The organism is Vibrio sp. 03_296, assembly GCF_002265885.1.
On record NZ_NPKW01000127.1, the window covers coordinates 1 to 22,965 of the forward strand.

Consider the following 22,965-nt stretch of genomic DNA (forward strand, 5'->3'; position numbering starts at 1 on the left):
AACTGACTCAAATTGTACCACTCTATCTTGGGTTAACATCGCTTCTGCCAAACTGCCCAAACCTGCTTGTTCGAACCCTTCCGCCAGATTATGTTGCAACAGACCATGCTGCGCGGCCTCAGATTGGCTCACAACACCGCGACGCAGTGCGGCAGCGACACAGGTCTCCAGCCTTACATTATGTTGCTTTGCCAACTGTTGCCATGCTTTGGTCAAATGAAATTCATCATTAGCAGGCACGGTGAGCTCAGTGCCATTGGTAACACCATCTTGATAGAAAAAGACACTCACTAAGGTATGTCCTTTCTCTATCAATGCGGTAGCAAACTGATACGCCGTTCGCGCCGATTGGCTACCATATACAGAGCCATTCACCACCAAAGTGTAGCGTAACGTGCTCACTTCTCATCTTCCTCAGTTTTACGCTGACGGATGTAGAGGTAAACCGTGTGTTTGGAAATATTCAGTCGGTCAGCCACTCGGTTGATGGCATCTTTAATATCAAAAATGCCTTTATCAAACAGTTCCATGACGATTTGACGGTTCTTAGTGTTGTTGGAGACGGATTTATCGGCATTGATTTCTTCAATGGTGCGCTCAACCGTTTGATCCACCAACTCTTCTACATCGCTTGCGAAGTTAACAGAGGAAGCCGCTTGCTTCGCTTCTTCCGTTGGCATGAAAGATTGCAAGACTTGCGAGAATGGTGCATCCAAATTAACGTTGATACACAACAAGCCAATGACACGATTGTCTCCGTTACGGATTGCGACGGTGATCGATTTCATCAATACCCCGCCCTTGGCGCGAGTAAAGTACGAACGTGAGAAGTTACGCTCAGACCCTTCGATATCACGCAACATTTTGAGCGCTAAATCGGTAATTGGGGAGCCGACCTGACGGCCTGTGTTCTCACCGTTCGCGATTTTGATCGCAGAGGTGTTTAAGTCTTCCAGCGAGTGTAAAACGATCTCACAAAATGGCCCAATCAGGCTGGCAATCCCGTCAACCACGGCTTCATAAGAACGAAGAATGATTTTGTCGTGCTCAGTAAATGGCTTCACATGAACGGACTCCATTTCGAGCAACATATCTGCAGTTAGTGTTTCTGTCGTTGTCACTTTTTCTTAGCCTTAGAGCGAATAATCAACAAATTGCTGTAAGTTTATCAGAAATTTTGAGCAGAACACCTAGCTAAGTGACGAACTAGTGACTTAGAACAAAAAAGGGCTCGAATGATTCGAGCCCTTTTGATTGCTAAACTATTGCAAATTACTGCGCGTTGTCGCCGTTTTCGATCTTCAATAGTTCGACTTCGAACACCAATGTTGAGTTCGCTGGAATGCTTGGCGTGTCTTGCGCGCCGTACGCTAGCTCAGGTGGAATAACGAACTTGAACTTAGAGCCGACTGGCATCAATTGAACGCCTTCCGTCCAACCTGGGATAACTCGGTTCAGTGGGAAAGTTGCTGGCTCACCACGATCGTAAGAGCTATCGAACTGAGTACCATCTGTTAATGTGCCTTTGTAGTGAACTTGAACTGTGTCAGTGTCTTTTGGCTTCTCACCTTCAGCAGGCGTGATCACTTGGTATAGAAGGCCAGTATCCGTCTTCACCACACCTTCTTGTTTTTCAAACTCAGCGCGGAATTCATCACCGGCTTTCTTTGCAGCGTCTGCTTTTTCTGCCGCTTTTTTCTGCATGGTTTCAGCAACACGCTTATCTAGCGCTTCTAGCGCCGCGCGTGTTTCTTCTTCATTCAGCTCAGGGTTACCAGCAAAAACATGCTCGATACCTTTAAGCACCAAATCTTTATTTAGGTTGATACCAATTTCACTTGGCTTGTCTAGGCTTGCACTTAAGTAGTTAGCAAACGACACGCCGATTGCGTAAGCCGCTTTGTCATCTTCTGATTTAAAGTGAACCGCTTTACCGGTTTCTGCCTGTACCTGCTCTGCTTGTGGTGCGGCTGCGGGTTTTGCTTCTTCTTTCTGACAGCCGACTGCCAGCATTACAGTAGCTGCAAGCAGTGACACTTTTAAAACTGATTTCATTAAACTCTCCAATTAATGGATAAACCATTGGTTATTGTCCACAAATCTCATAACAGATTGGTGAAGTCGATTGTTATACCAATATACTAGCTATATGTCTTGGGACACAAACCGGATTATTAGATGTGATGCAAAGAATTCTTCATTCCTTACTCTTGCTAATTGTCATTCCTCTGTTAAATGGCTGTTTTTTTTCTACGCAGGATGAACAACGTTGGGAAATCGAACCACAAGGTTCCACCAGTTTCGCCTTAAGTCGTGATGGCCGTTTTGCGTTGCTCTACTCAACCCAACGCCATTTGGTGCTGTGGGATTTGGTCGAGAGCAAAGAACTTGCCCAACTCGGCGAGCAAGATCCTGAAGCCAACGTCGTGTCCAACATCCGAATCTCTGATAACGGCCGCTTCGCGGTGACCGCCACGCAAATGAACTTTGCGGTGTGGGATCTTGGCTTAAGCCAGTCTGAAGGTCTTTGGTCGATCTCAGACGGGTTGATCCGTGATGTTGATATCAGCAGTAACGGCGAACAAGTCCTCCTTGGTTTATCCAACGGGAAAGCCATTTACGTCAACTTAGTCACCGGACGGAGAATGGAGTTCCTTGCTCACCGAGAAAAAGTCAATTCTGTCGCCATCTCCGCCAATGGTCGTTTCGCACTGACTGGCGGAAATGATTACAAAGCCTACCTTTGGGATACTGAAACAGGATTAGTGATGCGCACCTTTGAGCACGAAGAGCGCGTCAATCGAGTTGCCTTACAACGTGACGGCCAACTAGCCTTCACCTCGGATGGCGGCAACCAAGCGATTGTGTGGGATTTGAAAACGGGTCAACAAATTAGCCAATTAAAAAGTTGGTCACGCCAGTTAATCTTCTCTACAGCACGTTTTTCTGATGATGGTCGTTTACTGGTGACAGGTACCCCTTCAGGTCGAGTCGCGGTTTGGAATACCACCGGCGGTAAACAAATTGAAAGTTATGAGGTGGAACCGTTAAAAGATGCTCGCCCTCCTCGCGCGGTAGTGTATGATGCCGCTTTTGATGCTCAGCGCCGAGTGATTACGGCGACCTCTGCAGGCATCGCCCAAGCATGGCCATTGGAGAATTAAGCATGACAGAAAAAACCATCGCATTGCTTGAAAACCGCATCAATGACTTGGAGTGTCAGGTGGCGTTTCAAGAACAGACGATTGAAGAACTGAACGACGCTCTGACGCAGCAGCAACTGCTGATTGCCAAGATGCAAGATCAGATGAAGTATGTGGTCGGCAAAATGAAGAATATGGATAGCTCAAACATGGTGGACCCAGCGAAAGAGCCGCCACCACCGCATTACTAAACTCAAAAGTTAAGTTCAAAATCAACTAAGCCCAGCACATCTGCTGGGCTTAGTGTTTTGTTACGGATAGTAGATGGTGGGTTGCTGCGTTGTTTATTCGTCAGCGTAGATTTTCACGCAAAGCTCGCCTTGGGTATTGATGGCCGCTCGATACATACCGGAGCTGTTCATGGCAAAGTGAATTTCCCCCCGCGCATCAAGCGCAATTAAACCGCCTTCTCCGCCCATGCTCTTCAGCTCTCCGTGAATAATGTGCTCGCACGCCGTATGCACATCTTCGTTGAGATAGCGCATTCGCGCCGCAACATCTTCAGCCACACGCTTACGAATAAAGAACTCACCAACCCCAGTGGTCGAAACGGCCACCACGCCATTTTCCGCCACGGTGCCACAGCCAATCAGTGCAGAATCGCCAACGCGACCGTATTTTTTATTGGTCACTCCGCCCGTACTGGTGGCGGCCGCAAGATTGCCTTGCTGATCCAGCGCCACCGCCCCCACCGTGCCATGTTTTTTATCATCGGGATATTTGGCTTCTGACAACGCAAACAAGCCTTTTTCACGCATCGAGAGCAGTTGCTCATAGCGTCGGTCAGTAAAGAAATAATCCTGTTCGGTGTACTGGTGGCCTTGCTCAAAAGCAAATTTCTCTGCCCCTTCTCCAATGAGCAGGACATGAGCACTGTTTTTCATCACATCACGTGCCAGTTCAATCGGGTTTTTGATATGGCGAACCCCAGCAACGGCACCCGCTTTGAGCTCTCGTCCGTGCATCACGGAGGCATCCATCTCCACCATTTCATTGTGAGTCAGTACCGAACCTTTTCCTGCATTGAAATTCGGCGAGTCTTCCAAGACTTTGACCGCGGCCACCACCGCATCCAGCGCATCAGCACCTTGCTCGAGTAACTGATATCCAGCTCTGACCGCTTGTTGTAAATCGGACAAAATGGCCTCTTTGAGCTCATCACTCATCTGGCTGCGTAAAATGGTGCCGGCACCGCCGTGAACGGCAATGGAAAAAGGCTTGTTCATCGTGGCTCTACTCGTTAAGAATCCTTGGCCAATATCTGAGCGTAGAATAGAAAAAAGCGCAAGCAGATTTCTCCGCTTGCGCTTGTTTATCTTTGCTTTCCCGATTTATTCGAGAGATGGGTTCAATTAGTGTGAACCGCAGCTACCGCCACCGCAGCAGCCGTCTTTTTCGCCGTGGCTGTGGCCGTGACCTTCGCCGCCACAACAGCCGCCTTCGTGGTCGTGATCATGGTCATGATCGTGACCACCACAGCAACCGCCACCTTGGTGGATATGACCGTGCTCGATCTCTTCCGCTGTTGCTTCACGCACAGCAACCACTTCTACGTCGAATGTCAGTGTCTGGCCAGCCAGCATGTGGTTACCATCAACCACCACTTCATCGCCATCAACTTCAGTTACTTCAACAGGGATTGGACCTTGGTCTGTGTCAGCAAGGAAACGCATGCCCACTTCGATTTGGTCAACACCTTGGAATACTTCCGCTGGTACACGTTGAACCAACGCATCGTTGTGCTCGCCATACGCATCTTCCGGAGCAACTGTCACTGTGAATTTATCACCCGCCACTTTGCCTTCAAGCTCGTTTTCTAGGCCAGTGATTAGGTTGTTGTGACCATGCAGGTAATCCAGTGGTGCATCGGTTGTTGAAGAGTCAACCACAATGCCATCTTCCAGTTTTACCTGATACGCAAGGCTAACAACCACGTTCTTTTCAATTTTCATAACTACTCCAGAGAGGTTAATTTGCCTGACCAATCCCAATCAGTCAGAACCAAATATCAATGCCGATATTATGGGGATCAATCTGAGAAACTCAATTATTCCGGCTTAAAAATACCGATCATTTCCTGATCCGCGTGTTTATTTTTATCTACAGACTTTGGCTTGCGTTGCTCTTTGAAGTCACACTCGACGCATTCCACCAGCTCGATATTGTTCTCACTCCACCACAATAGAGTGTCTTGCTGCTGACACGAAGGACAACTGGCCCCGGCAATAAAACGTTTTTTGCTTTTTACTAACATGACTACCTTTCATCCCAGAAATTTCGCGATTGATGATCGTTTTCCATCTCATGCGCAAAGATTTCTTCTAGTTCTTTTCTCGCTTCTTTAGCACGCTGTGCCAATTTTTTATCTTGATTGTGCTGCGGCAATAACTCTTTAAGCATAGCATTATCTAGCTTGCGAAAATGCGCTTCCGCCCGCTTTGCTTGATAGGGGTGCATACCGATTTCCACTAAGGTTTGACGTCCAAGATCAAGCGCGCCTAAAAAGGTCTCACGCGAATAGGAGCTCACACCATGACTGAGCAATTGATAAGCTTCCACACGGCTACGCGCTCGCGCCAACACTTTCAAATTAGGGAAATGCTGCTGACACAACTCAACAATGCTCATCACTTGATCCGGTGAATCAGTACAAATCACTAACGCTTCGGCTTTGGCCGCGCCTGCCGCTCGTAGCAAATCTAACTGAGTGGCGTCGCCATAAAAAACCTTGTAGCCATATTTCCGTAACAGTTGGATCTGGCTAGCATCGCTCTCCAAGACCGTTACTTTGATCTTGTTGGCATACAGTAGGCGGCCGACAATCTGACCAAAACGGCCAAAACCCGCAATGATCACTCGCGGCTCCGTATCCACGACATCCGGTGCCAGCACGTCACTCTCTTGATTTAACGTTCGGGCATACCACCATTTTTGAATATTGAGCAATAGTGGGGTGGTGACCATCGACAAACTCACCACCACCAGTAAGAACGAGACTTCACTGGGATTGAGCAGCCCCTCTTTGCTCGCCGCAGTAAAAATAACAAAGGCAAACTCTCCCCCTTGGCTAAGAATCGCCGCCATACGGCTACGCGCTTTCGCACGCATACGACTCACGCGCCCCAGCAAGTAAAGCACTGCCCCTTTAAGCGCCACCAATCCCAACACCGCAGAAATCACTTCTATCGGATGGACCACCAGTAACCCTAAGTTGACCGCCATGCCGACCGCAATGAAAAACAGGCCAAGTAGCAACCCTTTAAAAGGCTCAATCGCAATCTCTAGCTCGTGGCGATATTCACTTTCCGCCAACAACACCCCAGCTAAGAAAGTGCCAAGAGCCATCGATAAACCTAACTGCTGCATCAGCATCGCAATACCAAGCACCACCAGTAAAGCGGTGACGGTAAACAGTTCTCTGACCCCCGTTAGCACCACATAGCGAAACAGCGGTCGCAATAAAAAGTGCCCACCAACCAACAGCCCAACCACCGCCGAAAAGGTCAGTAAGGAACTCAGCCAATTGCCACTCATGCCACTTCCCGCCAACAGCGGCAGCAACGCGAGCATAGGAATAACGGCAATATCTTGGAACAGCAACACGGCAAAGCCAGACTGACCCGTTTCTGTTCTTGCAAGCCCTTGCTCTTCAAGCACTTTAAGCGCAATCGCGGTGGACGAGAGCGCAAGCCCCATTCCAATCACCAGCGCAGTATTCCAACTCACGCCAAACCATTGGATGATAATGGCTATCAGTAAGGTGGTGATCACCACCTGAGCGCCACCCAAGCCTAAAATAGGACCGCGCATTTGCCATAATTTTTTCGGATTCAACTCCAAACCAATCAGAAACAGCAGCAGTACCACGCCAAGCTCGGCAAAGTGTAAGATGGCGTCAACATCGCTAATAAGCCCCAATCCCCACGGGCCAATGGTCACACCAGCCAGTAGATAACCTAGGACCGAACCCAATCCCGAGCGCTGCGCCAGTGGCACCGCAACTACCGCAGCAGAGAGAAAGACCACACTGGTTTGCAAAAAATCACTGGTGAGAGCCATCAAAACCTCCTAGCGGATCGTTGAGCCACTGCCGATACTGCTCAGCATGTTGATAGCGTTCTACATCAGAGACATTTCTCGCCCAATAGAGCACTAAAGGTTCAATCCAGTGCATTTGACACAGTGCCGCGGTTAATTCAAATGGCTGCAGAATCTCTTCGAGTGGGTATTTATTGTAGCCTTTGGCGCTAAATGCTTCTTTTTTGCCACCGGTGGTGATGACGCTGCGCCAATACTTTCCCGCCAACGCTTGGCCTTGCCCAAACGCAAAGCCCTTGCCCAACACACGATCAATCCACTCTTTGAGTAACGCGGGGCAGGAATACATAAACATCGGGTGATGCAGAACAATAACATCGTGCTCACGCAACAATTTATGCTCGGCTTTCACATCAATAAAGAAATCTGGGTAGATGGCGTAAAGGTCACGAATAGTCACGTGCGACAATGAGGAGATTTTCTTAATCATCACTTGATTGGCTACAGACGTGTGTGACTCAGGGTGGGCATAAATCACCAAAACTTTGGGCTGTTTTTTTGTTATCGCGCTATTGATCATCATGGCGTCTTCCGTTCGTCCCATTTTTCGTCTTTGTGATCGGCTCCCCTTGAACTTGCGTGGAAGCGAATAAAACAAAGTGTTACTCACTTGTTACTCATCATACTCATATTTGCATAATGATCGACATTTATCCTCTTTCCTCCTACTATGCGCAGCAAGAAAGTGCACGAATAAACAGCATTCATTTAAGCAGAACGACATGATTACCTTTTCAGACATTCAGCTGCTTCGCGGCGGCGCTCCTTTGCTTGATCAAGCATCAGCAACAATCCACCCAGGTGACAAAATTGGTTTAGTCGGTAAGAACGGTTGTGGGAAATCCACCCTGTTCGCCCTAATCAAAGATGAGCTGTCGATTGATGCGGGCTCATTTAGCTGTCCGCAACATTGGGAGTTAGCTTGGGTCGCACAGGAAACGCCCGCTTTAGAACGCAGCGCCATTGAATATGTGATTGATGGAGATCGTGAATATCGTCAGCTTGAACGCCAGCTGGCGGAAGCTGAAGCGCAAGAGCAAGGGACTCGCATTGCGGAATTGCACGGTAAAATTGAAACCATTGGCGGCTACAGCATCCGTGCGCGGGCTTCAGAGCTTTTAGATGGTTTAGGTTTTAGCCAAGAACAGATGCACTGGAACCTGACCCAATTCTCGGGTGGATGGCGCATGCGTCTCAACCTTGCTCAAGCCCTGCTGTGCCGTTCTGATCTGTTGCTGCTTGACGAACCCACTAACCACTTAGACCTTGATGCGGTCATGTGGCTAGAGCGTTGGTTGCAAAGCTACCCAGGTACTTTGATGCTGATTTCGCACGACCGTGATTTTCTCGACCCAATCGTCAATCGCATCGTTCACATTGAAAACCAGAAACTCAATGAGTACACCGGTAACTACTCGTCGTTTGAAAACCAGCGCGCTCAGAAACTGATCCTGCAACAATCGATGTTTGAGAAGCAGCAGAAGCAGATGGCGCACATGCAAAGCTACATCGATCGTTTTCGCTACAAGGCGTCCAAAGCACGCCAAGCGCAAAGCCGCATCAAAGCGCTAGAGAAGCTAGAAAAAGTGCTACCCGCACAGTTTGATAACCCATTTAGCTTTGAATTTCGTGAACCTGCCGCGCTGCCAAATCCGATCATGATGATGGATGACGTTTCTGCCGGTTACGGTGATAACCTCATCCTCGATAAAATTCGTCTTAATCTGGTGCGTGGCAGCCGAATTGGTTTGCTCGGCCGCAACGGCGCCGGTAAATCAACACTGATCAAGTTACTCTCCGGAGAGCTGAAAGCCCAAGGTGGCGATTTGACTTACTCGCAAGGCGTCAAAATTGGTTACTTTGCTCAGCACCAATTGGAAACCTTGCACCCAGAAGAAACACCGCTGCAGCACATGATGCAGATCGCACCAGAAAAAACCGAGCAAGAGCTGCGTAATTATCTGGGTAGCTTCGGCTTTCACGGTGACAAAGCACTGGAGAAAGTAGCACCGTTTTCAGGGGGAGAAAAAGCACGCTTGGTGCTCGCGTTGATCGTCTGGCAAAAACCAAACTTATTGCTGCTCGACGAACCAACCAACCACCTAGACTTAGATATGCGCCAAGCGCTGACACTAGCGCTGCAAACCTTTGAAGGCGCGATGGTGATCGTCTCGCACGATCGCTATTTGATCCGCGCGACCACCGATGATCTTTACCTAGTGCACGATCGCCAAGTAGCACCGTTTGATGGCGACCTCAATGACTACTACAAGTGGCTCACTGAACAGCAAAAAGCTGAGCGTCGCGAAGCGGCCGCAGAAATGCCAGCCAAAGACAGCAGCAACAGTGCTGCCGCGAAAAAAGAGCAAAAGCGTCGTGAAGCCGATTTTCGTAAGTTAACCGCACCAATTCGCAAAAAACTGACACAGTTAGAAGCGAAAATGGATAAGTTGGGCGAAGCGTTGGCAGAGGCTGAGCAGCAATTGTCTGATAACTCACTGTATGATGCCGAAAATAAAGCTAAACTTACTCAAGTACTGGCGCTGCAAGCACAAAGTAAATCCGATCTCGAAGAGATTGAAATGGAGTGGATGGCCCAGCAGGAAGTACTGGAACAGATGGAACAGGAGTTCAATAGCCAATGAGTTCAGAGCACGTCCAACCTTCACTTACCCTCGAAAGGCTGTGGCAATTCAGCCTACAATATTATTCGATTCGAGAAGTGAAAGAAGCGTGCCTTGCTTTGCAGAACAACTTTAACGGCAACGTCAACTTACTGTTGCTGTTCAAATGGCTCGATGAACAACAACTGACGTTTCAAGAGCAAGAGTGGCATCAAGTACAAGCCTGCTTGGGCCGCTCTGAAACGCTACTGCATACCTACCGCGATCTCCGTCGTCAGTTTAAACAGCATCTACCGGATACCCTCTATCGCGAAGCGCTGCAATTTGAACTGCAATTGGAAAAGCAGCAACAATCCGATCTCGTTGATTGCATCAACACCCTAACGCTGTCTCCCAACCAGCAACAGCCGCTCACACAGCGCTACTGCCAACATCTCGGTGCTGCGCACCTCTACAACGCCTTCGTCGTTGCCTCACCGTCACAGAAACTCAGTTGAAGTGTGATCCTGAGCCCGTCTCACAAAGAACATTCCCCTCAATGATTGACGAAAAGTTGAGCTGAAGGACTAAATTAACTCGTATCACGCATACAAAGGTCAGTGAAATGCCTCGCTGATCCAAATCACTCAAAGAGCAACACACATGACTCAGTTTACCGCCGCAGCTGGGATAAAAAATCCACACCTACAAACCTTATTGCCGCGCTTAATTCGTAAAAAAGCCTTGTTCGAACCTTTATGGCAAACGCTGGACACCCCAGATGGCGATTTTTTGGATCTCGCTTGGAGCGAATCTCCGCACAATGATCAAGCCAAAAACAAACCCTTATTTGTGTTGTTTCACGGCCTTGAAGGCTGCTTCTACAGCCCTTACGCCAATGGTCTAATGAAAGCCTTTGCTGACGCTGGTTGGCTGGCGGTGATGATGCATTTTCGTGGTTGCAGCGGTAAGCCTAATCGCCTCGCGCGCGCGTACCATTCCGGCGAAGTAGAGGATGCAAGACTGTTTCTTACGCATTTGCACGACGCGTTTCCTCACTCGGTCAAAGTAGCCGTGGGTATCTCCTTGGGAGGCAATATGCTGGCCAACTACTTGGCCAAGTATCAGGGAGACGAACGACTGGATGCGGCGACCATCGTCTCTGCACCGCTTGATTTGTCCGCTTGCTCGCAACGTATTGAGCAAGGGTTTTCGCGCGTCTATCGTCGCTACTTACTCTCCTCGCTCAAACGCAATGCACTGCGTAAGCACCATTTGCTGGCTGGCGAACTCGACCTTTCCTATCAAGCGATTAAACGAGTAACAAGACTGTACGACTTTGATGACTTGATCACCGCCCCGCTGCACGGCTTTCAAGATGCCGCCGATTACTATCAGCAGTGCTCTGGGCTCAACAAACTGCGCGATATTCGCATTCCGACTCAAATCATTCACGCGAAAGACGATCCCTTTATGACCGACGCAGTGATCCCTAAGTTTGTGCTCCCAGACAACATCGATTATCGACTGTTTGATCACGGTGGTCATGTCGGTTTTCTCAGCGGAACCGCACTGCAACCGCGATTTTGGCTAGAAGAAGCGCTGCCCGCCTACTATGAAAGTATGGCGGTTTCTGGATAATAGCGCCCCTGTCGGCCAACAAATCCACTCACGAGCATAGAATAAAGAGGTATTTATGATCGTTCCATGGCAACAAATCAGCCCTGAGGCGCTGAGCAATTTGATTCGCGAGTTTGTGCTGCGTGAAGGCACCGATTACGGTGAAAGTGAATACTCACTTGAGGAAAAAATCGCACAAGTACAGCAGCAGTTGGAATGCGGCGAAGCGGTGGTGGTTTTCTCTGAGTTACACGAAACCGTGGATATTCAGTTAAAACAAAAATTCTAGCTGCTCCACACTTTACCGAATCCTATCCCATGACAAGCAAAGTGAACGTGCTATAGTGGGACAAACGATAGCTCCGCGGGAGGCCGATTCCCGCTCAACAGGTAAGTTTGAATACGACAAGGTCTGTCATGTCTGCAAAACACCCAATAATAGCCGTCACAGGTTCATCCGGTGCCGGCACCACCACCACCTCCGAAGCTTTCCGCAAGATGTTCAATATGATGAGCATCAAGCCCGCATGGGTCGAAGGGGATAGCTTCCACCGTTTTACGCGCCCAGAGATGGATGTCGAAATTCGCAAGGCAAAAGAACAAGGCCGTCATATCAGCTATTTTGGCCCTCAAGCCAACGATTTCCCAGCTCTAGGCGAATTTTTCCGCCAATACGGTAAATCTGGCACTGGTGAAGTGCGCCGCTATCTGCACACTTTTGACGAAGCGGTACCCTACAACCAAATGCCCGGCACTTTTACCCCATGGCAAAAGCTACCCGAAAATACCGATGTGCTGTTTTATGAAGGGCTGCACGGTGGCGTCGTGGATGGCGAAGTGAATGTCGCGCAACACGTCGATTTCTTGATAGGCATGGTACCGATCGTCAACTTAGAGTGGATTCAAAAATACGTCCGTGACACCCGTGATCGCGGTCATTCACGCGAGGCTGTGATGGATTCGATTGTGCGCTCAATGGACGACTATCTGAATTACATCACACCGCAATTTTCTCGTACTCACATCAACTTTCAGCGAGTCCCAACGGTCGATACCTCCAATCCGCTCAACGCCAAAGGCATCCCAAGCCTTGATGAAAGCTTTGTGGTGATTCGTCTTAGAGGAATCAAAAACGTTGATTTTCCATACCTACTGGCGATGATCGATGGCTCGTTCATGTCACGCCACAACACCCTTGTGGTGCCGGGAGGAAAAATGAGTTTTGCTATGGAATTAATTGTGCAGCCTATCCTGCAACAATTGATTGAAACGGGCAAAATTGGATAAAAACCCAGCACAGAGAGCGATTACTTTTCATACCGTGATCATGTGCACAGTTTTGCTTAAAAAATCCGATACTCGGCACGATTAAAATCAAGAAATCGTTTTCGAAAAAGGATACTATTTCAAACCGAAACACAAGATAGCTTGCAGCCTTAGTTAACAGCTCTTATTCTAGGAAGCCAAGATTAAGGCTTCGCTAAAATACGGATAGCGGCAAGCGTACCCTGCAGAGGAAGTGAGATATTATGGTTCTAGGTAAACCTCAAACCGATCCAACACTAGAGTGGTTTCTTTCACACTGTCATATTCATAAGTACCCATCAAAAAGCACGCTAATTCATGCGGGCGAAAAAGCAGAAACACTTTACTACATCGTAAAAGGTTCTGTTGCGGTACTGATTAAGGATGAAGAAGGTAAAGAAATGATCCTTTCTTACCTAAATCAAGGTGACTTTATTGGTGAATTAGGCCTGTTTGAAGAAGGCCAAGAGCGTACCGCTTGGGTTCGCGCAAAATCTCCTTGTGAAGTCGCGGAAATCTCATTCAAGAAATTCCGTCAGCTAATTCAGGTAAACCCTGACATCCTGATGCGTCTATCTGCTCAGATGGCAAGCCGTCTGCAAGTGACCAGCCAAAAAGTGGGTGACTTGGCATTCCTAGACGTAACTGGTCGTATCGCTCAGACGCTATTGAATCTTGCTAAACAACCAGATGCGATGACACACCCAGATGGCATGCAGATCAAGATCACTCGTCAAGAAATCGGTCAAATCGTTGGCTGTTCTCGTGAGACAGTAGGTCGTATCTTGAAGATGCTCGAAGAGCAAAACCTGATTTCTGCACATGGCAAGACTATCGTTGTTTACGGTACTCGTTAATTTCCATTAGCGATGAACAGTTTCAAAAGCCACTCATGGCAACATGAGTGGCTTTTTTGTTTCACAGAGACGGCAATTGAGAGCCGTGAGCGACTCTGTTAACCGCTTCTGTTAACCATTAGTGCTTTCGAAAATCTTATCGGCAGAAGCTTCTACAAACCCTGGGTAAAGCTCACCGTTGTCCATCGGGTAACGCTTGGCGAATTCGTAGAAACCACCAGGAACGATTTCACTGCCCTCGCTAAAGTGCACCGCCACTTTGTCGGCCATGGTCGAGGATTGCTCGAGCAACACCTCTGGCGAGCCTTTGACTTCACCACCCACTTCGTTAATGACAAAACCTGCGTTGCGTAAGTGATCATTCACGCCTTTAACCGAGTCCAACGCCTTGAGCTGATTAACACTGACGGTAAAGTGATTGGCACCATAGCCATGAGCCGCCAACCAAGACGCGTATTCACTTTCTTGTGCTAGGGTTTGGTAATCAGCAAACGACAGCTCCCATAAGCGACCACCGTGTAAAAATGCACAGTCCTCTAGGCGAGAAGCGTCGACTTGCGCCACCAATTTTTCGACGATGGCTTGCAACGCCTCCGAGCATTCATCCACTTTGAGCGCGCTGATAAACACTTTAGGTTGGGTCGGGTCGGGATGCTCAAAGTGCTTGGCAATCAACTTTTTGCTCTTAAACAGGTAATCACCACACGCCACATAGCCAAGGGCTAGAAATGGCTTAGCGAGCGTCTCAATACCCAGCGGAGCAACATTAAATGTGCGCAAAGCGATGTGGTCGTTAATCAATGGCTCGTCTTCTTCAAGCAGTTGATGAACTTTTGCAGCGGAAGGACACAAACGTTGAATATAGTCATTCCATAGCGATTGAAAGAGAACAGCTGGCGTCATAACGCCTCCTTGTTGTTGTAGATTCACGTTGTCGGTTATAGCGTAAATGGAAAAATGGCGATGGCGGTTGCTGTCCAGAGTACAACCGACATCGCCATCAACCTGTGACGGCGATGACCGAGGTGTAAAAACCTCACTTATCACTGGGCAACAGTGACTCAGGCTCGATCCCACTGCGCCCTTGGGCGACTAACGCACCCTTATTATTATTTTACAGTTCGACGCCTGGGCTTAACGTTGCAGGGAGTAATGTCTCCTCCCCTTCCATCGAAGCCATTGGATAGGCACAGTAATCCGCGGCGTAATACGCACTGGGGCGCAAGTTGCCCGACGCACCAGGGCCACCAAACGGTGCATCACCGCTCGCACCCGTTAGCTGACGGTTACGATTGACGATGCCAGCACGAATATGGTCAACGAAGTATTGCCACTCACCATCATCGGTTGACACCAAACCGGCCGATAAGCCAAAGCGGGTATCATTGGCGAGCTCAACCGCTTGCTCTAGTGTTTGATAACGTACCACTTGCAGTAATGGGCCAAAATATTCTTCATCGGGCAAATCGGCAATGTTGGTGACATCGATAATACCCGGCGTGACAAATGCCGCCGCCCCCGCTTTGGCTTCAATCAAGCTCTCTCCACCAAGCGATTGCAGGTTGGCTTGCGCCGCCAAAATGAAGTTTGCAGCAGCCACCGAGATCTGTGGTCCCATGAAAGGAGCGGGTTCTGCAAATGGCTGATCAACGCGCAACTTCTTGGTCGCTTCGACCAAGCGGGTGATCAGTGCATCGCCTTTCTCACCCAATGGGATGTAGAGACGACGCGCACAGGTACAGCGCTGTCCTGCACTGATAAAGGCCGACTGGATAATGGTGTAGACGGTGGCATCAAGATCGCCATAGTGATCGGTGATCACCATAGGGTTATTGCCACCCATTTCAAGTGCCAGCATCTTGCCCGGCTGACCGGCAAACTGGCGATGCAATAAGTGACCAGTGTTGGCGCTTCCCGTAAACAGCAAGCCATCGATGCCTTTCGAGTCTGCCAATGCAATGCCCGTTTCCTTGCCACCTTGTACGAGGTTGATCCCCCCTTGCGGCAACCCAGCGGCTTGCCATAACTTCATCGCAAGCTCACCCGTCCACGGGGTTTGCTCGGAAGGTTTGAACACCACCGTGTTCCCTGCCAGTAGTGCAGGCACAATGTGACCATTAGGTAAGTGACCTGGGAAGTTATACGGCCCAAAAACCGCCATCACGCCAAGCGGGCGGTGACGCAAAACAATCTGATTGCCTGCCGCTTCTTTTTGCGACTCGCCAGTACGCTCATGGTATGCACGAATCGAAATGGCAATTTTACCCGCCATTGCCGCCGCTTCAGTGCGCGTTTCCCAAAGGGGCTTGCCGGTTTCTTTGGCGATCACTTGGGCGATCTCTTCACTGTTCTCTTTCACTTGCTCAGCAAACGCCAACACCACTGCTTCTCGTTCGGCAACGGACAATTTTTTCCAACCAACAAACGCTTGGCGCGCAGCTTTCACCGCCATCTCTACTTGTTCAGCCGTGGCTCCCTTGCCTCGCCAAACAACCTGATTGTCATACGGGGAGAGAGAGGTAAACTCTTCACCTAAACCTTCGACCCATTCACCTGCAATCCACTGTGTCATCATCTCTTCCTTTCTGTTTACTGCGGCAACATGCGTACGTAGTGACCATCTTCAACGTTCAACGCTTCGGCGACGGCTGGAGATAAAATCACGCTTGATGTTGCAGGGTCATACGCTGCTTTAGCGGCAGTCGCACGAAAATCCTCAAATGAAGTATTGGCAATTAAGAACGCTTTTGAGCTCGAATGCTCACTGATTCTCACTTTCGCACGCACGGAATGGCGCACCGATTCAATATTGCGTAAATCGCATTCCACCGTTGGGCCACCATCGAAAATGTCGACGTAACCACGGTTGGTAAACCCCTCTCTTTCCAGCAACTTCAACGCAGGTCTTGTGTTGTCATGCACTTGGCCAATCACCGCTTGCGCCTCTGGGCTAAGCAGGTTGATGTAGATCGGCAGCTTTGGCATCAAGTCGGCAATAAAACCTTTCTTACCGATGCCCGTGAGGTAATCGGCCATGGTGAAATCGATTGAGAAAAAGTGCTCTTGCAGCCACTGCCAAAATGGCGAGTTACCTTGCGCGTCAGAAACGCCGCGCATTTCGGCAAAAATGGTTTGAGAGAAACGGTGCGGATGCTCTGCCATCATCAGAAAACGACACTTAGACATCAGACGACCGTTCAAGCCTTGACGAAACTTCTCACGCAAAAATAGGGTACAAATTTCGCTACAACCGGTGTAGTTATTGCCAAAGGTCAGCAGTTTCACCACATTGTTGACGCCTAATTTCGGCGATGAGTGAACAATCTTGCTGATGTGATACGAGTAAAACGGTACATCCCAGCCAATTGAAGCTTCGATACCCGTGGTTCCTGCCACCTCGCCAGTTTCACTGTCAAAACCGACCATCAGATAGCCTTCGTCTCCCGGCTCGGTCACATTGGCCTTGGCAAAACTGTATTCAGAATGGGTAATTCGATTAGTTAACAACTCTTCGTTAACCGGTAGTGAAGTAAATCCATGCCCTGACTCAACCGCACAGGTGTGCAAAGATTCATAGTCCGACATTGCAATAGGGCGAACAACTAGCATCAATATTCCCTCCAGATGCACAAACCCAAACGAATTAACGTTGCAGGTAGGCAGTAAATGACTTTATCTCCATCAGCATAGATAGACTTTGCGATTGGGAGTAACAAATACAGCCAACATGCCTGCAGCTTCAATTAGGAAGAGTATAGAAGGCCCTAGGTTCTAAGCCTTAGAGCCTAGGAAAGGCATCGAACATCCACCCGCTTCCATGGGTGAATGTTCGGCATAAGCAGCGCTTAGACTAGAGAAGCGATCGCTTTGTCTAGCTTCGCGAAACCTTCTTCAATTTCTTGTTTAGTAATGACGAGTGAAGGGGTAAAACGCACCACGTTTGCGCCAGCCACCAACACTAATAAACCTTCTTTGCCTGCCGCTACCAGCACATCACGAGCACGGCCTTGCCATTGATCATTCAGTGCGGCGCCAAGCAATAATCCCTTACCACGGATTTCAGCGAAGATTTGGTATTTCTCATTCAGTTTAGCTAATCCTTCGCGGAACCACTGTTCACGCTCTTTCACGCCTTGCAACGTTTCAGGTTTAGACACTTCGGTGACCACCGCTTCTGCCACTGCACAAGCTAATGGGTTACCGCCATAGGTTGAACCATGCGTGCCCACTTTTAGGTGTTCAGCCAGTTTCGCCGTGGTGAGCATAGCGCCGATAGGGAAACCACCACCAAGCGATTTTGCCGTGCTGAGAATATCGGGCGTGACGCCCAGGCCTTGGTAAGCATAGAACTCACCCGTACGACCATTACCCGTTTGCACTTCATCAAATACCAGCAGCGCATTGTGTTTGTCACACAGTTCACGCACGGCTTGAATGAACTCCGATGTTGGTGGAATGATGCCGCCTTCGCCTTGTAGCGGTTCCATCATGACCGCACAGGTACGGTCTGAAATGTGCGCTTGCAGCGCTTCAATATCGTTGTAAGGAAGGTGAGTAACGTCGCCCGGTTTCGGACCAAAACCATCCGAATACGCCGCCTGACCACCCACTGTCACGGTGAAGAAAGTACGTCCGTGGAAACCTTGTTTAAACGCGATGATTTCTGATTTTTCTGGGCCATAAACGTCTGCGGCATAACGGCGCGCCAGTTTCAGGGCTGCTTCATTGGCTTCCGCGCCTGAGTTAGCAAAAAACACACGTTCAGCAAAGCTCACTTCGGTCAGTTTTTTGGCCAAACGCAACGCTGGCTCATTGGTCATAACGTTGCTCAAATGCCAAAGCTTACCCGCTTGCTCTGTCAGTGCGTTCACCATCACTGGGTGACAATGACCTAAACAGCTCACCGCAATACCACCAGCAAAGTCGATATACTCGTTACCGTTTTGGTCCCAAATTCGAGAACCCTGCCCTTTAACTGGAATCATCTCCATTGGGTTGTAACAAGGCACCATCACCTCATCGAACAATCCACGCTCTACTTTCATTTCCACTGTCATTACACATTCCCTCTCGATACCGCAGCAGATAGCGAATTACACCGACTTTCACTGTTCGGCAAATATTGTCTTGCATTTACGCTGATGCGGCATTGTATTTACAATTAATTAACGATTTCAATAGTGATTTATTCTTTTTGGTTCGGGGTGTAAATCCTGATAGTCACTATTAATGACTATTTATGCATCAAGTTGGTAAATTATTGAAGCACTTTTTTAAAAAGTGCAGAAGCTTGCTGATGTGGTAAGAAAAATGAAAACAGAATACAGAACGGTGCGAATAGTTTTTCACTCATCGCAAAAGCAAAAAAAGATGAAGAAAATGTTAAGAAAGGTGATCGCGATCAGGATTAGCGCGCGAGAAAGTTCGCCAGCAACTGATGCCCTTGCTCAGTTTTTATCGACTCTGGGTGGAATTGAACCGCATCAATCGCCAGTGTTTTGTGCTGATACCCCATGATTTCGTCCATGCTGCCATCGGCATGGGTTGTCCATGCGGTGAGCTCAAAACACTCCGGTAGCGAGCCATTCTCCACCACGAGTGAGTGGTAACGCGTCACGGTCAGCGGATTATTTAACCCTTTGAAGACACTTTGGCCATTATGCGTAATGGGCGAGGTTTTTCCGTGCATCACTTGTCTGGCTCGTACCACTTTCGCGCCAAATACTTGCGCGATCGCTTGGTGGCCTAAGCATACCCCCAGTATTGGCAGTTTACCGGCAAAGTGTTCAATCGCAGCCAGCGAAATCCCCGCTTCGTTTGGCGTACAAGGCCCAGGAGAGATCACCAGATGTGTGGGGTTCAGTTGTGCGATACCCGCCAGATCAATCTCATCATTACGTACCACTTGCACCTGTGCGCCCAGTTCACAAAAGTACTGGTAAAGGTTGTAAGTAAACGAATCGTAATTATCGATGATCAATAGCATTGGAAAACAACAACTCACTCAAAGATGAACGGACAGATAAGGGCGGTATTTTGCAGCACCAGTCGCGAAAGGCAAGCCTTTTGACCGATAGAACAAAAATAAGGCCAGCAAATTGCTGGCCTTAAGGGTTTACACTTTATGCTTATAGCGAACGGCGGCGACGTAAGAAGCCAAAACCGAACAGTGATAGCAGCGCACCGAAGCCGAATGCACCACCAGAACCATCATAGGCAGGTACAACTGGTTTGACGTTGCTTGAATCACGCTTCGCAACAGTGACAGTCATCGATTTGCTTTCTACCACCGTTTCCTCTGCCGATGCGCGAGTTGCTGCTGAGCGAAGCACACGCATAGTCATGGTGTATTCGCCTTTTGGCAAACCAGCCACATCGAAGCGTAGTGTCTGAGCACCATCTTTACCGACGGTTTCACGCAGAGGAACCACACCTTGTGGCGCTGGCGAAATAGTGAGCACCGCCACATCGCCTTGCTTCACGCTTTCTGATACAGGGAAGTAAACGTCAGCGCGATCACTCTTAGTACCAATCACCACTTGGCTTTCACCCGCTTCACCGTACTTATAACCAATGGTCACAAGCGCTGAATCGTGGTCTGAAGAGCGGAACGCATCATCTTTGTAGAATGGGTTCGCTTCATTCGAATCACCGCCTTTGTACTTGTTCGAATAGTCAAACAGCGTTGATTCTGGCGCATTGATGTGCCAATCGACGGCGTCCACAAGACGTGATTTCAACGATGAGGTGATCAACAGGTGATCCAATGAGCCCACTTCGTCATTGTAAGAGTAGCTCCAAGAGGTCTCACCTGCTGGCGTCTTGTAGTCAACGGCATTGATAAAACCAAAAGTTTGAGTAATCACAGGACCTTGTTCACCGTTGAACTGCCACTTGTTACCCACTTTGATGTAATCCGCCGCTTTTAGTGCTTTTTTCGTCGGGTTACTCGTTAGCACCAACATTGGATCTTCATGTGCGTAAGAGTTCATGTCGCCGAGAACGATCTGGTCACCACCAATCTTCGCCATTTCCTGTCCTAGATGGTAAGTCGAAGCAACACGGAAGTTTTCACACGAGCCTTGCGCATCATCATCGACCGCTTTGGTACCAACGTAATCATCCCAACAGGTTGAGCCTTTTGATTTCAAGTGGTTCACTGAAACGGTTAGCTGTTTACCTGTATTGAGCACGCGGAAGGTCGCGGCAACGGTGTTACGCTGATAGTTTTTACCGCTTTCAGCCAACTCACCTTTGCCATCTACTACTGGTTTGCCGTCTGCATCGACGATCATTGGTGCGTCCTGCCAAGGCATTGGGATCACTTTACCGGCGATCACTGACACTTTCGATGGGCGGTAAATGATGCCCGTGGTGATCGCATCCGATCCAACCGTGTCAAATTGATCCAGCACTTGGTCGCCGTTTTTATCGAAACCGACAAAGACGTAACGGTTGTGGATCGACTCACGCGCAAAACGATCTTTGTAGTTTTCTTTGTAGTACTTCGCGTTGATCGCTTCAAGCAGTTCACGAATCGCAGAGAAATCACCAAAGCCGTTGTTTTCCACTTCCATCAAGCCAACGATGTCCGCATCCAAGCCGTAGATCGCTTCAACGATTTTCGCTTGTTGGCGCTCAAACTCTTGCTGAGACTCTGCACCTCGGTTGTCACCAAACTGGTTGTCATGGCCACCGTATGGCGAGTTGAAGTAGTTCAACACGTTTTGCGTCGCGACTTTGATAGTAAAGCCATCATCCCCGTACGACTCTTTAATCACTGGCGACGATGTGCGTGGTGTGTTGTGAACGAAATTCGCTTTCGTCACATTCGCCGTTGGGATCAAACGGAACTCATTGTAAGAGTAGTGAAGTACCCCAGTCATGCCTACAACGGAATCGTTAATACGGATGTAGTTGTTGTGTGGGTCGCTTGCAAACTCTGGGTAGTAAGGGATTTTACCATCAGCTGGTTTTTCATCCGATTCCACCACAATTCGGTAATCTTTGTTTTGCGCGGTTTGCGCCTTCGCTGCATCACTGCCCGCGACATGGTCTTGGTTTGGTTGCGGGTTTGGACGCTTATAAGCGATGACCATATTGTTGCGCTTCGCGCTGTAGTCAAAGCTGAACGTACGTGATACACGCATATCCTGGTTGCCTTCAGCAGCATCCATATCTTCCACCAGCACAACAGGCATCGCTTCAAGACGCTCTAACGTTGAACGGAATGTTTCATCATCGCTATCGATACGCTCCAGTTTTACCGGTGTCACTTCAACTGGTGTGCTGTTTTTAACTTCCCAGATATTGCCTGTTGGCAGCAGCGTGGTCATACCGTAGTCTTCATTGACCTTAGCGCGCACACAAATCTGCTGGCCGATCATATCTTTACTCACCGCGCCCGATGTTTTCACAAAAATACCGTCCGATGTTTTCACGTTGCCATCGGCGTTGTCATCGTACAGATAAAAACCTTTAACCAACGAAGTGGCCACAGCACTGACCACACCCGTGACAAGATATTCCTCTTTTGAGGTATAGCCCGATTCAATCAAAGGAGAGGAGTAAGCTTCGCCTTGCACTTCGCCGATGGTTTTGTAGCTAACTGTGCCCTCAGCATCAGTACAAGGAAGATTTGCTGGAGGAGGAGGAAGTGGCTCATCGTTCACATCCGTTGGATGCCCTAAACCACCAAAGGCATTGATACTCAGTTTCTCCCACTCCGCCTCTTGGTAAGTCGTAGATGGTTTAGATCCTGACTTACGGCGCATGGTTTGATCAGCCCAGATCTTGTCGCCACTATGCCCATAGTTACCAAAAATATCTTTAACGCCAGAAGCATCGGAGCCAACACCTAGCCAAACCGCATCATCACCATTAAAATTCATTGCTGAATGCTGAACTTGATCGTAAGTACCAGCGACAACAAGAGCATCCTTACCACCGAGGCGCTCTACGTACTGGCGAAGCTCTGTACTTGAATCACCATTAACAACCACGATACTTTTTCCTGGTGCTAAAGTGATGCCTTCAAGTACATTCTGACCTTTTGAATTCTTGATAACATTTTTATAAGACGAATAATACAGTGATAGCGTGCCATCAAAAGTGTGATTGCTTGTACCAATATTACTGATTTCTACCGCTTTGTTACTCGCTGAACCTTCAACATACTCAGTGATGATGATGTCATTAATATCTGCCAGCGCTGCGCCACTTAACACGCTACTAATCGCACCAGCAAGCAAAGTCATTTTTTTGTTCATTTCCCTAAAT

At 48.7% G+C, this 22,965-nt stretch carries 22 protein-coding genes; 8 read left to right on the forward strand and 14 right to left on the reverse strand.

Annotation, left to right across the window (positions count from 1 at the left end):
- The 3 genes from tusD to fkpA all read right to left on the reverse strand — a co-directional run.
- A partial coding sequence (gene tusD / locus CIK04_RS15490) for a sulfurtransferase complex subunit TusD (protein WP_128824630.1) occupies positions 1-402 on the reverse strand: 402 nt, incomplete at its 3' end.
- The gene (locus CIK04_RS15495) at positions 399-1,121 is read right to left on the reverse strand and encodes a transcriptional regulator (RefSeq protein ID WP_011079311.1); all 723 of its coding nucleotides are present in this window, start codon (positions 1,119-1,121) and stop codon (positions 399-401) included. The genes CIK04_RS15495 and tusD, both read right to left, overlap by 4 nt.
- A gap of 151 nt (positions 1,122-1,272) precedes the next feature.
- The gene (fkpA, locus tag CIK04_RS15500) at positions 1,273-2,055 is read right to left on the reverse strand and encodes an FKBP-type peptidyl-prolyl cis-trans isomerase (RefSeq protein ID WP_026130591.1); all 783 of its coding nucleotides are present in this window, start codon (positions 2,053-2,055) and stop codon (positions 1,273-1,275) included.
- 128 nt (positions 2,056-2,183) lie between these two features.
- Between fkpA and CIK04_RS15505 the strand changes: the two genes are divergently transcribed.
- Entirely contained in the window at positions 2,184-3,164 is a 981-nt protein-coding gene (locus tag CIK04_RS15505) for a WD40 repeat domain-containing protein (RefSeq protein WP_097353443.1), read from the forward strand.
- Positions 3,165-3,166: 2 nt separating this feature from the next.
- Positions 3,167-3,394, forward strand: a complete 228-nt coding sequence (locus tag CIK04_RS15510) for a SlyX family protein (RefSeq protein ID WP_011079308.1) — start codon at positions 3,167-3,169, stop codon at positions 3,392-3,394.
- A gap of 93 nt (positions 3,395-3,487) precedes the next feature.
- Here CIK04_RS15510 and CIK04_RS15515 read toward each other — a convergent pair whose 3' ends face one another.
- From CIK04_RS15515 to kefG, 5 genes are all read right to left on the reverse strand, one after another.
- Entirely contained in the window at positions 3,488-4,429 is a 942-nt protein-coding gene (locus CIK04_RS15515; RefSeq protein ID WP_097353444.1) for an isoaspartyl peptidase/L-asparaginase family protein, read from the reverse strand.
- Between the two features lie 126 nt (positions 4,430-4,555).
- Complete coding sequence (gene slyD / locus CIK04_RS15520) at positions 4,556-5,155, reverse strand: peptidylprolyl isomerase (RefSeq protein ID WP_011079306.1); 600 nt, start codon at positions 5,153-5,155, stop codon at positions 4,556-4,558.
- Between the two features lie 95 nt (positions 5,156-5,250).
- The gene (locus CIK04_RS15525) at positions 5,251-5,457 is read right to left on the reverse strand and encodes a YheV family putative zinc ribbon protein (protein ID WP_011079305.1); all 207 of its coding nucleotides are present in this window, start codon (positions 5,455-5,457) and stop codon (positions 5,251-5,253) included.
- Between the two features lie 2 nt (positions 5,458-5,459).
- Entirely contained in the window at positions 5,460-7,262 is a 1,803-nt protein-coding gene (gene kefB / locus CIK04_RS15530; RefSeq protein ID WP_097353445.1) for a glutathione-regulated potassium-efflux system protein KefB, read from the reverse strand.
- Complete coding sequence (kefG, locus tag CIK04_RS15535; protein ID WP_039549649.1) at positions 7,246-7,824, reverse strand: glutathione-regulated potassium-efflux system ancillary protein KefG; 579 nt, start codon at positions 7,822-7,824, stop codon at positions 7,246-7,248. Before kefG ends, kefB begins: the two co-directional genes overlap by 17 nt.
- 199 nt (positions 7,825-8,023) lie before the next feature.
- On the opposite strand from kefG, the gene CIK04_RS15540 reads away from it, so the two are divergent.
- The 6 genes from CIK04_RS15540 to crp all read left to right on the forward strand — a co-directional run bounded on the left by CIK04_RS15540 (position 8,024) and on the right by crp (position 13,686).
- Positions 8,024-9,946, forward strand: a complete 1,923-nt coding sequence (locus CIK04_RS15540; RefSeq protein ID WP_097353446.1) for an ABC transporter ATP-binding protein — start codon at positions 8,024-8,026, stop codon at positions 9,944-9,946.
- On the forward strand, positions 9,943-10,422 hold the full coding sequence (locus tag CIK04_RS15545) for a TIGR02444 family protein (protein ID WP_038939571.1): 480 nt from the start codon (positions 9,943-9,945) through the stop codon (positions 10,420-10,422). Before CIK04_RS15540 ends, CIK04_RS15545 begins: the two co-directional genes overlap by 4 nt.
- A gap of 145 nt (positions 10,423-10,567) precedes the next feature.
- The gene (locus CIK04_RS15550; RefSeq protein ID WP_097353447.1) at positions 10,568-11,545 is read left to right on the forward strand and encodes a hydrolase; all 978 of its coding nucleotides are present in this window, start codon (positions 10,568-10,570) and stop codon (positions 11,543-11,545) included.
- A 55-nt stretch (positions 11,546-11,600) separates the two neighbouring features.
- Positions 11,601-11,813 carry a YheU family protein gene (locus CIK04_RS15555; protein WP_011079299.1) on the forward strand — a complete coding sequence of 71 codons (213 nt, stop codon included), beginning with the start codon at positions 11,601-11,603 and terminating at the stop codon, positions 11,811-11,813.
- A gap of 128 nt (positions 11,814-11,941) precedes the next feature.
- Positions 11,942-12,811, forward strand: coding sequence for a phosphoribulokinase (locus tag CIK04_RS15560; protein WP_011079298.1), 870 nt, complete (start codon positions 11,942-11,944; stop codon positions 12,809-12,811).
- 242 nt (positions 12,812-13,053) lie between these two features.
- Positions 13,054-13,686 (forward strand): cAMP-activated global transcriptional regulator CRP, encoded by a 633-nt coding sequence (gene crp / locus CIK04_RS15565; RefSeq protein WP_011079297.1) that lies wholly within the window; start codon positions 13,054-13,056, stop codon positions 13,684-13,686.
- 111 nt (positions 13,687-13,797) lie between these two features.
- Here the strand turns inward: crp and CIK04_RS15570 are convergent, their stop codons facing one another.
- The 6 genes from CIK04_RS15570 to CIK04_RS15595 all read right to left on the reverse strand — a co-directional run bounded on the left by CIK04_RS15570 (position 13,798) and on the right by CIK04_RS15595 (position 22,955).
- Positions 13,798-14,589, reverse strand: a complete 792-nt coding sequence (locus CIK04_RS15570; protein ID WP_097353448.1) for a DUF1338 domain-containing protein — start codon at positions 14,587-14,589, stop codon at positions 13,798-13,800.
- 211 nt (positions 14,590-14,800) lie between these two features.
- The gene (gene astD / locus CIK04_RS15575) at positions 14,801-16,258 is read right to left on the reverse strand and encodes a succinylglutamate-semialdehyde dehydrogenase (RefSeq protein ID WP_097353449.1); all 1,458 of its coding nucleotides are present in this window, start codon (positions 16,256-16,258) and stop codon (positions 14,801-14,803) included.
- Positions 16,259-16,275: 17 nt separating this feature from the next.
- The gene (gene astA / locus CIK04_RS15580; RefSeq protein WP_038939565.1) at positions 16,276-17,295 is read right to left on the reverse strand and encodes an arginine N-succinyltransferase; all 1,020 of its coding nucleotides are present in this window, start codon (positions 17,293-17,295) and stop codon (positions 16,276-16,278) included.
- A 236-nt stretch (positions 17,296-17,531) separates the two neighbouring features.
- Positions 17,532-18,743, reverse strand: coding sequence for an aspartate aminotransferase family protein (locus tag CIK04_RS15585; protein WP_097353450.1), 1,212 nt, complete (start codon positions 18,741-18,743; stop codon positions 17,532-17,534).
- 350 nt (positions 18,744-19,093) lie between these two features.
- Positions 19,094-19,672 carry an aminodeoxychorismate/anthranilate synthase component II gene (locus CIK04_RS15590; protein WP_039541996.1) on the reverse strand — a complete coding sequence of 193 codons (579 nt, stop codon included), beginning with the start codon at positions 19,670-19,672 and terminating at the stop codon, positions 19,094-19,096.
- Positions 19,673-19,814: 142 nt separating this feature from the next.
- Positions 19,815-22,955 carry an ExeM/NucH family extracellular endonuclease gene (locus CIK04_RS15595; protein ID WP_097353451.1) on the reverse strand — a complete coding sequence of 1,047 codons (3,141 nt, stop codon included), beginning with the start codon at positions 22,953-22,955 and terminating at the stop codon, positions 19,815-19,817.
- Positions 22,956-22,965 lie beyond the last annotated feature (10 nt).